11 protein-coding genes and 1 tRNA gene are annotated in these 12,463 nt (G+C 71.1%); 7 read left to right on the plus strand and 5 right to left on the minus strand.

Going from position 1 to position 12,463, the window contains the following annotated elements; all coding sequences use genetic code 11:
• Positions 1-9 precede the first annotated feature (9 nt).
• From ACUKCB_RS24100 to ACUKCB_RS24110, 3 genes are read left to right on the plus strand one after another with little or no spacing between them, the layout of a single operon-like run.
• On the plus strand, positions 10-1,308 hold the full coding sequence (locus ACUKCB_RS24100; protein WP_473037875.1) for an MFS transporter: 1,299 nt from the start codon (positions 10-12) through the stop codon (positions 1,306-1,308).
• Positions 1,309-1,352: 44 nt separating this feature from the next.
• Positions 1,353-2,150, plus strand: a complete 798-nt coding sequence (rlmJ, locus tag ACUKCB_RS24105; RefSeq protein ID WP_473037876.1) for a 23S rRNA (adenine(2030)-N(6))-methyltransferase RlmJ — start codon at positions 1,353-1,355, stop codon at positions 2,148-2,150.
• Between the two features lie 40 nt (positions 2,151-2,190).
• Positions 2,191-3,300, plus strand: a complete 1,110-nt coding sequence (locus ACUKCB_RS24110; protein ID WP_473037877.1) for a hypothetical protein — start codon at positions 2,191-2,193, stop codon at positions 3,298-3,300.
• Between the two features lie 26 nt (positions 3,301-3,326).
• Here the strand turns inward: ACUKCB_RS24110 and purB are convergent, their stop codons facing one another.
• The 3 genes from purB to ACUKCB_RS24125 all read right to left on the minus strand — a co-directional run bounded on the left by purB (position 3,327) and on the right by ACUKCB_RS24125 (position 6,569).
• Positions 3,327-4,631 (minus strand): adenylosuccinate lyase, encoded by a 1,305-nt coding sequence (purB, locus tag ACUKCB_RS24115; RefSeq protein ID WP_473037878.1) that lies wholly within the window; start codon positions 4,629-4,631, stop codon positions 3,327-3,329.
• A 61-nt stretch (positions 4,632-4,692) separates the two neighbouring features.
• Positions 4,693-5,691, minus strand: coding sequence for a small ribosomal subunit Rsm22 family protein (locus tag ACUKCB_RS24120; RefSeq protein ID WP_473037879.1), 999 nt, complete (start codon positions 5,689-5,691; stop codon positions 4,693-4,695).
• Between the two features lie 65 nt (positions 5,692-5,756).
• Complete coding sequence (locus ACUKCB_RS24125; RefSeq protein WP_473037880.1) at positions 5,757-6,569, minus strand: hypothetical protein; 813 nt, start codon at positions 6,567-6,569, stop codon at positions 5,757-5,759.
• Positions 6,570-6,748: 179 nt separating this feature from the next.
• On the opposite strand from ACUKCB_RS24125, the gene ACUKCB_RS24130 reads away from it, so the two are divergent.
• Both ACUKCB_RS24130 and ACUKCB_RS24135 read left to right on the plus strand, forming a co-directional pair.
• On the plus strand, positions 6,749-7,030 hold the full coding sequence (locus ACUKCB_RS24130) for a cory-CC-star protein (protein ID WP_452542474.1): 282 nt from the start codon (positions 6,749-6,751) through the stop codon (positions 7,028-7,030).
• Entirely contained in the window at positions 7,021-7,959 is a 939-nt protein-coding gene (locus ACUKCB_RS24135; protein ID WP_473037881.1) for an ArsA family ATPase, read from the plus strand. Before ACUKCB_RS24130 ends, ACUKCB_RS24135 begins: the two co-directional genes overlap by 10 nt.
• Positions 7,960-8,021: 62 nt before the next feature.
• Here the strand turns inward: ACUKCB_RS24135 and ACUKCB_RS24140 are convergent, their stop codons facing one another.
• Both ACUKCB_RS24140 and ACUKCB_RS24145 read right to left on the minus strand, forming a co-directional pair.
• Positions 8,022-9,401 (minus strand): alpha/beta hydrolase domain-containing protein, encoded by a 1,380-nt coding sequence (locus tag ACUKCB_RS24140; protein WP_473037882.1) that lies wholly within the window; start codon positions 9,399-9,401, stop codon positions 8,022-8,024.
• Positions 9,402-9,639: 238 nt separating this feature from the next.
• A tRNA-Leu gene (locus tag ACUKCB_RS24145) sits at positions 9,640-9,724 on the minus strand.
• Positions 9,725-9,860: 136 nt separating this feature from the next.
• On the opposite strand from ACUKCB_RS24145, the gene ACUKCB_RS24150 reads away from it, so the two are divergent.
• Both ACUKCB_RS24150 and ACUKCB_RS24155 read left to right on the plus strand, forming a co-directional pair.
• Complete coding sequence (locus ACUKCB_RS24150) at positions 9,861-11,183, plus strand: M20/M25/M40 family metallo-hydrolase (protein WP_473037883.1); 1,323 nt, start codon at positions 9,861-9,863, stop codon at positions 11,181-11,183.
• 233 nt (positions 11,184-11,416) lie between these two features.
• Positions 11,417-12,400 carry a hypothetical protein gene (locus ACUKCB_RS24155; RefSeq protein ID WP_473037884.1) on the plus strand — a complete coding sequence of 328 codons (984 nt, stop codon included), beginning with the start codon at positions 11,417-11,419 and terminating at the stop codon, positions 12,398-12,400.
• The last annotated feature ends 63 nt before the right edge of the window (positions 12,401-12,463 follow it).

The following is a 12,463-nucleotide window of genomic DNA, read 5'->3' on the forward strand; positions in this document are numbered from 1 at the left end:
GCATCAGCTATGCCAAGACAGCCACTCACCAGGCGACTGGGGCTGCCTCCCCTGGGAGGACAGCGCAGGGTCGTCTTCTCCGTCCTGATCGACACCATGGGGGCCGGGGCGTTCATGCCCCTGTCGTTCCTGTACTTCCTGCACTTCACCAGCCTCCCCGTCGCCGAGGTCGGAGTCGTGGTGAGTACGGCCACCCTCCTGTCCTTCCTGGCCATCCCCCTGGCCGGTTCCCTGGTGGACCGGTACGGCGCGCGGCAGATGGTGATGGTCGGGAACCTGATCACGGCGGCGGGGTACGTCGGTTACGTCTTCGCGGACGACCGGTTCGCGGTCTTCGGGGTGGTCCTGTTCGTCATGAGCGCCGACCGCCTCTACTGGGCGGCGTGGCCCACCCTCGTGGGAGACCTGGCGACCGGCAAGGACCTGGACGCCTGGTACTCGATGACCCACGCGCTACGGAACGGATGCATCGGGGCGGGCGCCCTGATCGCCGCTCTGGCACTGGCCCTGGGGTCCGATGCCATGTTCTACGTCCTCCTGGGCTTCAACATCGTCACGTCCGTCGTGGCCGGGATACTGCTCGTCCGACCGGTCACGACGCCCGAGCACGCCCCCGAACCGAACGCGGAACGGGCAGGGGAGGGCGAAGGGGGGCCGGAGCCGGGCACCGCGGACACCGGGGCCTGGATCCGGTTGTTCCGCGACCGTCGCTTCCTTCTCCTGCTCGTCTCACAGTTCCTCGTCTCGTTCGCGTTCATCATCCCGACGACCGTCCTCCCGGTCTACCTGACGGTCGGCGCGGGGATGCCGCACTGGCTCGCCCCGGCGATCCTGGCCGCGAACAGCACAGTCATCCTGCTGCTCCAGACGATCCTCACCGCGAAGGTGAGCCACCGGGACCGGGCTCGGACGGTCTTCGGCGCCGCTCTGGTCCTCCAGGTGTCGATCGTGCTCTTCGCGGTGGTCGGGTACATTCCGGTCACCCTGGCGATCGTCCTGGCCCTCGGCGCCGCCGTGGTGTTCACCTTCGGGGAGATGCTCGCCATCCCCGCCGCCAACTCCCTGGCTGTGGCCCTGTCCCCGCGTGAGATCCGGGGCCGGTACATGTCCGCCTTCCAGCTCACCTGGGCCGCGGCTCCCGGGGTGGGACCGGCGCTGGTCGGCCTGCTCATCGGCCAGGGCGGGCTCGTGCTCTGGGGAACCCTGGCCCTGATCGTCGGGACCGGAGCGGTGGGGTTCTGGGTTCTCGCGGCAACCACGGACCACTCCCGGCCGGAGCGGGCGGAACGGACGGGGGCGGCCCGGTGATGACGGGGTACCGGCACTCGTTCCACGCGGGAAACCACGGCGACGTGCTCAAACACGTCGTCCTCTCCCGCCTGTTCCGGCGGCTGGCGACCGGGCGCCGTCCCCTCTCCTACCTGGACACCCACGCGGGGCCGGGGCTGTACCGGCTCGGTGCCGGGGATCCGGCGGACGCCGCGTGGCGTTCGGGAGCGGGCCGTCTGTGGGAGGCGCAGGAACCTCCCGGGCTCTGCCGCGACTATCTGGAGGCACTCCGGGAGCTGAACCCGGAGGGGCGACTGAGCCTGTACCCGGGATCACCGTGGCTGGCGCTCGCCTTCGGCCGTGGCGGGGACCGCTTCCACTTCCACGAGACCCACCCGGACGACGTATGTTCGCTGGCCGCGCTCACCGGCGACGACCCGCGTGTGCGCGTGAGCGACGGAGACGGCTGGGCCGCAGTCGAACGTCTGGCGGCCCGGAACCCGGATGACGGGGCCGGGCCCCGCACCGTCGTCCTCCTTGACCCGCCCTATCTGGGGGACGACGTCCTGCGCTGTTCCGACGCGGTCCACACGATCCTGCGCCACACCCCCGAGGCGGTAGTGGCGGCCTGGTACCCGATCGAGAGCAGCAGCCGCACGGAGGGCCTCCACGAGGTGCTCCGGACCCTCGGCCACAGGAGGCTCCGAGCCGAGGTGGAGGTCCTTCCCCGGACCGATGAGGATGTGCTCTCCGGCTCCGGGGTGTTCGTGGTCAATCCGCCGTCCGGTCTCGAGGGCGACCTGAGCGCTCTGCTGCCGGAGCTGGCACGTCTGCTCAACATGTCGTCCGGACCGGGGTCGAGCCGCCTGGCCGCCTGGTGACCGTCCCGACCAGTCCACAGCAAGAAAGAAGGAGATCCCTGTGAAGCAGATCCCGGATGTTCGCCTGTCCGCGGCCGTCATGGCCCACCCCCGTCGTCGCGCGGCGGCCCTCGCGCTCGCCGAGAAGCACCCGGGGCTGGGCCTGGAAATCGTGACGGACCCCGAACCCGACGGCCCTCCGTCGGCACTGCGTACCTCCCGCGCGGCCTGGGGAGCGGTGTCGGACGAGGCGACACACCACCTCGTCGTCCAGGACGACGCCGTCCTCACCGGGGACTTCACCGAGAGGCTGTCGGCGCTGGTCGCCTCCCGCCCGGACGACGCACTGTGCCTGTTCGTCGAGTGGGGTGCACGAACCGCGAACTCCGTGCGGATCGCCGCCCTGAACGGCCACGCGTGGGCCCCGGTCGTCGACGACTACCTTCCGTCAGTGGCACTGGTCCTGCCGGCCCGCGTGGCCAAGGGGTTCGACCGGTTCGTCGAGGCCCGCGCGGGGGAGGGCACCCCCGATGACGTCGCCCTGTTCGACCACATCAGGGAGGAGGGGGTACGGGCCCTCGCCCCGGTCGCCAACCCGGTCGACCACGACAACGGGACGAGCCTGGTCGGCAACGCCATCATGGGGCCGCGCAGTTCCGTGTACTTCCCCTCCGGCCCCGTGCCCCCGGCCACGGGGACGCTCGCACCCGACCCCGAGAGCGTCCCCTACTTCTGTTGGTGGGCACAGCAGTCCGCCGTGTACGACCGTGACCCCTCCGAGGCGGAGGGGTGGCGGCGCAGGATGTCGCGTTACGCGCTCCAGGACCGGGGCATCGGCCGTGAGGGCGTGATGCGGGCCCTGGCGACCGAACTCGAGGTCCTGCCGCACCGCGAGCTCGTCCGGGACCGGATCAGCGACGTCCTGCTGGCCGAGGTCTGGGAGAACGCTTACAGTCTGGGGGTGCTCGCCGCTGAGTGCGGGCGCGCGGGGGGGACCGTCCCCGACCTGGACACCCCCCTCGCACGCTCCGCCCTGGCCACGATGGCGCCCGGTGCCCTGCGCCGTGTCATCCCCGAGCAGTGGCTCTCACCCGTGGGGAGGCTGCTGGAACCGCTGGTGACCGCCGGTGTTCGTCACGGGCTGGGCCGGGGGAACGCGACGGCGGACTGAACGGCGCCGCCCGCCGACCTGGTGGTTCAGAGGGCCGCGACCCGGTCGAACACTCCGGACAGCCGTTGGACGAACCGCTCTGGTCGGCAGAGTTCGTCCAGGCGCTCCTCGTCGAGGCCGACACCCCGGGCGGCAGCCTCCTTCCGCAGGGACTCCCGGAAGGGCGTCTCGTTCTCCCAGGTCCGCATGGCGGCCGCCTGCACCAGAGCGTAGACGTCCTCCCGGGAGCGGCCCGCCTCGATCAGCTCGGAGACGACCGTCGAGGAGTAGATCAGGCCGTGGGTGAGGTCGATGTTGGCCCTCATCCGGTCGGTGTCCACCACGAGTCCGGTGACCAGCTGTGTGGTCAGGTGCAGCAGGTAGTCGGTCGCGAGTGCCGCGTCCGGAAGGGCGATGCGCTCCGTCGACGAGTGCGAGATGTCGCGCTCGTGCCACAGCGGTATCCCCTCCAGTACGGGGACGATCTGGGCGCGGACGACACGTGCCAGACCGCACACCCGTTCCGCCATGACCGGGTTCCTCTTGTGCGGCATGGCGCTGGAGCCCTTCTGCCCCCGGGCGAACGGTTCGCGGAGTTCCCGGACCTCGGTGCGCTGCCCGTGGCGGATCTCCAGGGCGAACGCCTCGCAGACGGTCGCCATGATCGCCAGGCAGGACACCCACTCGGCGATCCCGTCGCGCATGACCACCTGGGTGGACACGTCCGCGGGCCGCGACCCCAGTTTCTCCGCGACCCGGCGTTCGATCTCCGGATCGATGTTGGCGTAGGTCCCCATCGGTCCGGAGAGCGCGACCAGACCGACCGCCTCCCGCGCCCGTCGAAGGCGCTCACGCGAACGGGCGAGGCCGAAGGCGAAGTCGGCCACGCGGTGGCCCCACACGTCTGGCTCTCCGTGGATTCCATGGGTACGCCCGACCCGCAGGCTGTCCCGGTGTTCGAGCGCGTGGTCACGCAGAGCGGCCACCAGCGTGTCGGCCTTGGCCAGGAGGAGGTCCGTGGCCTCGACCAGCTGCACGCCGAACGCGGTGTCCACGAGGTCGGACGAGGTCATGCCGTAGTGGACCCAGGCGGCCGCCTCCCGCGGGTGTGTGTTGTCCGCCCAGGCGGTGAGGAAGGCGATGACGTCGTGCTGGGTGCGTTTCTCGACCTCCAGGACCTGTCCAGGGGTGGGCGCGGGTGCCGCGCGGACCGGCGGCACAGCGTCGGAGGGGACGATTCCCGCCTCGGCCTGGGCTTCGAGGACCAGTGTCTCCACCTGGCACCAGAGCTCGTACTTGTGGGCGTCGCTGAAGACGCGGCCCATCTCCGGGAGGGTGTAGCGATCGATCATCCTGCCAATGTTTCATTGGAAGGAATCCGAACAGTCACCGGGCCCGCCCCTGCGTCGGCGTTCAGTGCCCGGTTTCCTCCGGCGGCGGCCAGCCGTCGCCCCACTCGGCCTTGCGGGCCGCGCGGTAGGTCCGGCCCTGGCGCTTGGACACGAGCCGTTCCTCGACCCCCGGGGCGTCGGTGCACAAATTCAGCGAGACCAGGCCCTTGCGTTTGTGGGGGTGGCGCAGGACCCGGCCGGCCGGGCGTTCGACGGGTTCGGACGTGGCGGCCACGAACGAGTACTTCTCGTCCTCGAAGCCCAGGGTGCCGAACTTGAGCCTGCGCTGGATCCCGGAACGGTTGAGCCGCTCGGAGAAATGGCACCAGTCCTCGCCCGGGGTGATGGGGCAGGCGTGCCCGTGCGGGCAGGGCGCGGCTACGGACTTGCCCTCCGAGGTGAGCACCGTCCGGGCGGCGATGATGCGTTCGTAGCCCTCCGGGGTGCCGGGCTCGACCAGGACGACGGCCCCCGCGCGCCGGGCCAGGGAGCGCACCACGTCCTCCTGGACCTGCGGGGGCAGCTCGTTGAGCACGTAGGACATGGTGGCCAGGTCCACGCGGGGGCCGTCGGGCACGGCGCCGGTGAGCCGGAAGCGTTCCCACTCCGAGCCACTGACCGCGGAGGCCGTGGACCTGCGGGCGATCCGTCTGCCGAGCCTGATCGCCGGGGCCGACTGCTCCAGGACGGTGATGGAGCGCAAGGACGGCCATACCGAGGAAGCAGCCCACACGGCCGCCCCCATACCCCCGCCGACGTCGAGGTGGGTGTTCGGTGCGAACCCGGGCATCGAGGACGCCGCCGACTCGAAGGCTGACCGCGCGGCGGAGAAGGTGGCGGGGAGCCGATAGGCGGCGTAGGCGACGACGTCGGTGTCCGAGGCGAGAACCTGGTCCCGGGGGTCGACCCTGCTCCGGTACTGACGCATGAGTTCCTGGACGGACGCGGCCAGCTCGTGTTCCTCGGCCCCGTCCGCGACGCTGTCGATCGCCGCGAAGAGCTCGCTGTTCAGATTCCCCATGCGCGTTTCTTCCCGTCCGGCGGTACCGGGGCATTCTATCCGCCCGTTCCCCCTGGTCCCGGGGGTCAGGGGGCCAGGCGGGACTCCGCCGCGGTGATACCCGACCGACAGGCCCGGGCCAGGGAGCGGTGGTTCGAGAGGCGTTCGAGCAACCGGTACGGCTGTAGCGGGCCCGAGGGGTCCGTTCCGGTCGGGGCGCCCTCGACACCGTCCACGACCAGGGTCTCCCCGTCGAGCCGACCAGACCGGGACCACCGCTCCCACCGCTCGAAGTCGGGACTGTACTGGTGGGCGAACACGAAGACCGGCTCCTGCGCACCCTCCAGCAGACCGCCCTCCCGGGACCACAGTCCGATGCTCCGTGCCGAGCGGTCCGACCAGTCCTCGGCCGTGACCACCCCGACCTCCGGGGAGCCCGCCCGGTCGCGCACCAGCAGGGCGTCACCGGCGCGCGTTCTCGGACGCGGTTCGTGCTGCTCCTCGACCGAGATCAGGGACACGAGCAGGCGGGGCACCCACCACCAGTTCTCCCGGCGGGCCATGAGGCTGTCCGCGCGCAGCCGGGTGGGCGGGTGCTTGACCGCCTCCTGCTCCACCATGTGCTCGACGAACTCGGTTCCCTCGACGTCCTCGAACACCTCCACGGGGCCGGTACCGACCACCGCGGTCCGGCCCCCCGCGTCCTCGGCGCTCACGCTGAAGGCGACGCGTCGGCCACGCAGGGAGAGGGCGGTTTCGGCCATGGAGTAGGGCAGGGCGGCACACGGTCTGCCGCGCCACACCAGCGGGACCACGGGGATCCCCGAAGGGCCGGAGGCGGTGGTCCAACTGAGTTCGGCGACGGTTGACCGCTGCCAAACCGTGATGAGGTCAGTCAAGGCCGGGCCTTATGTGTGAGGAATGCCGCATGTTAATTTCTGCTGACCCTAACCCATCCTCCTCGACCGCGATCCCGCCGGGTGACGAGCGCGGAAACGGGATCATGGCGGCGCTCGGAACCCGTCACCCGCGGGGCGGGCGGTTGCCGACACCCCGAACCCGAAGGAGGAGCAGGACCGTGGATCCGCAGGGCGTGCTCTCCCGCGCACGGGAGGCCTGGAAACGGGTGGAGGCCCTCCACGACGAGGTCTTCGCCTCGCGGTGGCGTCAGGAACTTCGCCGGGAGGCACGCACCCAGGAGGACACCCTGCGGGCCCTGCTGCTCCTGGAGACTCTGGGCGTGGAGGGGCCGGTCTCCTACGAGACCCTCGACCTCATCCCCTACATGGTTGCTGACCTGCACGAATGGCATCAGCGCATGGGGAGTGACGATTTTGGCGGGCCGGGGGTGTGCTGTTGAGGTTCGGCAGACGGCGCCAGGAGCCGCCCCGGGGCCCGAGCGGGCCACCGCCCATCGTGTTCTTCGGCGGCAAGGGTGGTGTCGGCAAGACCACCATGGCAGCCGCGTACGCACTGCGCCTGGCCGACGAGGGCCTGCGCACCCTGCTGGTGTCCACCGACCCCGCACACTCTCTCGGTGACGCCCTCGACGTCCCCCTCGGGGACCGGCCGGTCCGGGTCGTCGAGAACCTCTGGGCCCGGGAGCCCGACGCGGAGGCGGCCCTGCGCCGACGGGTCCGGCAGATCAGTGACGACGCCGGTGCCGCCCTCCCCAGCGAGATCCTGCCCGCCGTCTCCCGGCACCTCGAACACGCGGCCGCCGGGCCGGGGATGGCCGAGTCCGCGCTGGCCGACCTGCTCATGGACGCCATGGAGGAGGTCCCCGGCACGTGGGACCGCCTGGTGGTGGACAGCGCGCCCACCGGCCACCTGTTGCGCCTGCTGCACCTGCCCGAACTCCTGGCCCCCTGGGTCCAGGGGCTGGTCCGCCAGCGCGAACGCGCCGTCGACGCCGACCGCTTCGCCGTCGGTGTGGTGGGCGGCTCCCAGGAGGACGGGGACGACCCCCTGCTGGAGAGGTTGCACGCCAGGCGCCGCAAACTGGACCGGGCCGCGCGGCGCCTGCGGGAGGACGCCGAGGTCAGGCTGGTCCTGGTGCCCCGCCGGATGGTCCTCGCCGAGACCGACCGCGCCGCCGGCGAGCTCGCGGAGACGGGCTTTCGCCTGGGGACCGTGGTGGTCAACCAGGTCCCGGCGGACGCCGACCCCGACGTCCTCGAACAGGTCCGCGAACGCTTCGGGGAACAGGGCACCGTCGAACTGGCCCTGAACGGACGAGAGCCCATCGGCACCGGGGCCCTGCGCGAACTGGCCGCCCGGTTGGCCTGATCCGTTCGGGGACGGCCGGACCCGGGAGGGCTCGGGTCCGGCCGCGGCGGGGCGTGCGCGCTTCAAGGGCGGGCGGCCTCCCGCCGGTTCTCCCGGGAGTCCTCCCGGGTGACGTAGCCCCGGCGAAGGTTCTCGCTCTCCCTCCGGTTCACCGCCGACACGTAGTGGCCGTGGCTCGGGTAGCGCTCCGCGAGCTCCGCCTCGTCGAACGGCTGGTGCGATCCGAACAGCACACAGAAGAAGCTCTCCTCGTCCACCGGTGCGTTCGCGCCGGTGTTCAGCGCACGGGGCGCCTCCACCTGGGAGAGTCGGATGCCCCCGAGCGCGAACCCGTCCTCGTCGCGCACGACGCGTCCGAGTTCGGTCCGCTCGATCGGCTCCGCCCCCGGAGGTTGTTCCGAGCCGCGGGCCCAGGAGCTCAGGTGGTCGTAGGAGGCGTTGAAGGCGTGGTGCAGCGGTACCCGGCTGAACGGCGGTTTCGCACAGGAGTAGTCGGGCTGTCCGCCCAGGTCGCGCTCCTCCTGGTCCACGCGGGCCATCCGGCCCGCCCAGGCCGAGTGGGAGGTCCCGGCCACCTCCCAGCGCCGGAAGGTGTCGCTGTCCCGCGCCGCGGGGATGGCCGCCGCGTCGGTCTCCGACAGCACCTGGAAGACGGGTTCCGGACGGTCCGGGGAGGCCGGCGCGTTTCCCACCATGAAGGCGTAACCGTCGAAGACCGGTTCGGTCAGCGGCAGCACCTGCTCGTAGTAGGCCGTCATGCGCTGCGCCGACTGCGAGGCGCCGATGGCCAGGATCTGGTCGTGCTCGATCCCGCCGGTGAGTTTTCCGGACGCGCGCAGGGCCTGGGCCGACTGGGAGAAGACGTCGTAGGAGAGCTGGTCGTCACCGACGGTGCCGCCGTCGGTGACGTCGAGGTCGCCGTAGCGGGCCGGGCTCCACTCCGCCAGTTGGGCGACGCCCACGTTCTGCGCGGAGACGCCCACCCACGTGTATCCGGAGCGCATGATGTGCTCCGCGCTCGGCCCCCACAGGGCGTCCAGGTCGTTGCCTGCCGTGACGTTCTGCCATTCGGCCAGGACCGTTCCGTTGGAGTCGCGCTGTTCGGCCGGTCGGCGGACCAGCAGCCGGGTCTCGTAGGGGTGGGACGAGACCGCCTCGCCGCCGGAGTAGCGGTTCGCGCTCCCCGAGACCACGAATTCCTCCTCCACGTAGCCGTGGGAGTCGAGGTCCTCGGTCGTGGCGAAGAAGGGGTAGGTGTCCTCGATGTCGTCCGCCCCGGGGTCCCCGGGGAGCCCGCCGGGGAGCGGACCCCGGACGTCGGGTACGGGTACCGGGATCAGGGATGTCTCCTCGGCGGACACGGCCGAGGCCGTGGCGGCGGTGAGTACTCCGCTGACGGCGAGTGCGACGATCGCTCTCAGGCGGTGCGCGTTGATGCTCACAGGGGCCTCCTCGTTGCGGGGGGATCGGCGGCCGCTCCGTGACGGTATGCCGGTCTCCGGGCGGGGACAACGGGTGCCGTGTGCCAACGGGTCGTTTCGCCGATGGGGCCGCTTCGGGCGCGCGCCACGGGTCCGGGAGCGGGGACAGGGGCCGGCCGGGGGGAGGAGGGGCCCGGGAGCAGGACGCGGAAGTCCCCGGAAACGAAAAAAGGCCCCGCGCTGCGGGGCCTTCATCCTGTGTCCGAGGGGGGACTTGAACCCCCACAGCCTTAACGGCCACTAGCACCTCAAGCTAGCGCGTCTACCTATTCCGCCACCCGGACCGGGTCGTTCGGCTTCTGTTGCGCCGAACAGGTTTAACCATAGCAAAGGTCTGGGGGCGCCCGAACCAGTTTTCCGGTGGGGGGTGCTCGTGGCAGTGTCTAGGTCGAAAGGTGCGGCCGGAGACGGGAGAGCCAGATGGTGGAACCAGACAGGGGTCCGAGCGCGGGTGAGGCGGAGGTCGCCGACCTGTGCCGGGAGCTCATCGAGATCGACACCTCCAACTACGGCGACCATTCCGGGCCGGGGGAGCGCAAGGCCGCGGAGTACGTCGCGGGCAGGCTCGACGAGGTCGGGGTGGAGTCGCGGATCTACGAGAAGCACCCCGGACGCAGCAACGTGGTGGCGCGGATCACGGGTGAGGACTCCTCGCGGCCGCCGCTGCTGATCCACGGCCACCTCGACGTGGTCCCGGCGGCACCGGAGGACTGGACGCACCACCCCTTCGCCGGTGAGGTCGCCGACGGCTGTGTGTGGGGCCGCGGCGCGGTCGACATGAAGAACATGAACGCGATGGTCCTGGCGATGCTGCGCCAGCGGTTGCGCGAGGGGCGCAGGCCGCCGAGGGACATCGTGCTGGCCTTCCTCGCCGACGAGGAGGCGGGCGGTACCTGGGGCGCCCAGTACCTGGTGGACGAGCACCCCGAACTGTTCGCCGACTGCGACTCCGCGATCAGTGAGGTCGGCGGTTTCTCCTTCACGGTCAACGAGAACCGGCGCCTCTACCTGGTGGAGACCGCGGAGAAGGGCATCGCGTGGATGAAGCTCACCGCGCGCGGTACCGCCGGGCACGGTTCGATGACCAACCGGGACAACGCCGTCACCGAACTGGCCGAGGCGGTTGCGCGGCTGGGCCGGCACGAGTTCCCGGTGCAGCTCACCCCGACCGTGCGGACCTTCCTGGAGGAGATCTGCGAGGAGTTTCGGATCCCCTTCGACGAGGGGGACGTGGACGCCACGGTGGCCAGGCTGGGCCCGATCGCCAAGATGATCGGTGCCACGCTGCGCAACACCCTCAACCCGACGGTCCTGGGCGGCGGATACAAGGCCAACGTCATCCCGGGTGAGGCCACCGCCCAGGTCGACGGGCGCTTCCTGCCCGGGACCGAGGAGGAGTACTTCGCCAGGATCGACGAGCTGCTCGGCCCGAAGGTCAGCCGCGAGTTCATCCACCACCTGCCCGCGGTGGAGACCGGGTTCGACGGCGGTCTGGTCAACGCGATGTCGGAGTCCCTGCTGGCCGAGGACCCGGGTGCCAAGGCCGTCCCCTACTGCCTGTCGGGCGGTACGGACGCCAAGAGCTTCTCCCGCCTGGGGGTGCGCAACTACGGTTTCGCCCCGCTGAAGCTGCCGCCGGAGCTGGACTTCGCCGGCATGTTCCACGGTGTCGACGAGCGCGTTCCGGTGGACGGGCTCCAGTTCGGGGTCCGTGTGCTGGACCGCTTCGTCGGCATGAGCTGACCGACTGGGCTGACCGAAAACCCGGCCGAATCTTCCGGGGCAAGTCCTACAGAACCGGACGAACCGCGCTGAGAAACTCTCGGCGCGGTTTGTTTTTCGACCCCTGATAACCCAACGTGATGCTACGGTTGCTTTGGGTTCGACGGTGTTCCTGTTTTCGGAGCCCCGTCGTACGACCGTCAGCGGCGCCGCCGCACGGGACCGTCCAGCAGTAGCGAAACGAAGGGGCATCCATGGTGCTCGCGAGCCGAGGGTGGTTGGTTTCCTCCAGCCGCGCTGCTCGTGACGCCCGTGGCTTCTACGCCCGCTTGCTGCTCCTGTCCGGCATCGTCGCCGTGGCCTGGCTGGCCGGGGGAGTGGGTGTCGCGCACAGCGAGACCTCCCCCGAGCCCAGCGGACTCGGGGGCGACGTCCTGGGCGTCGGTGAGATCACCGAACGCGCCGGTCAGGCCGCCGACGAACTCCGTCAGGCCCGGATCTCCGAGACCGCGTCCCGAGCCACCTCCACCATCGAGGAGAGCACGGTCGGCACGGTCGCCAACGAGATGGTCCACGACACCGGTCAGACCGTCGACCACACGGCGCGCGGGGCCACCGGCCTCGTCACCGGGGTCGCCCGCACCGGGCAGGACGTGGTCGAGTCCACGGACGAGTCCCTGCGTGAGACCACACTGGTCGACGGCGTCACCGAGGGTCTGACCGAAACGGTCGGCCAGGACCGGATCGAGTCCGCGACCGAGTCCGGCGGGCCCCTGGGCCTGCCGATCCTGGGCTCCGCGGAGGAGCCCGCGGCCGCGCCCGCCGAGGAGCGTTCCGACGCCGAGGCGGACGAGGACGAGCGCGGCGACCGGGAACGGGACGAGCGGGACAGCGGCGACCGGGACGGTCGTGTGGTGCGTGTCGACGGTGATGTCGCCGCCCACGTCGCCGAGACCTCCTGGCGGGTGGCCAACGAGGCCGCCCAGAGCGAGGACCGCGCGGACTCCGAGGACGACTCGGCCGAGCGCATCCGCCTCATCGGCGGCGGCTCCCACCACCAGGTCGGGCCGGACGCCACCGGTGCCTCCGCCCCGTCCTTCCCGGCACCCGGCGCAGCCGGTTTCCTGATGGCCCGCGCCGGTCACATGGTGCTCCGGGCCCAGCGGGTCGCCCTGCCCGGCGACCCCACCCTGGTTGTCCGCGACGCCGCGGACGACCCCTCCTTCTCCCCCGACTAGTCGCGCTCCAGACCGCGGCCGGTCCGTGCGCCCTGCGCACAGCCGCCTCACCCCTTCTCGGTG

Source organism: Nocardiopsis moroccensis (assembly GCF_055763695.1).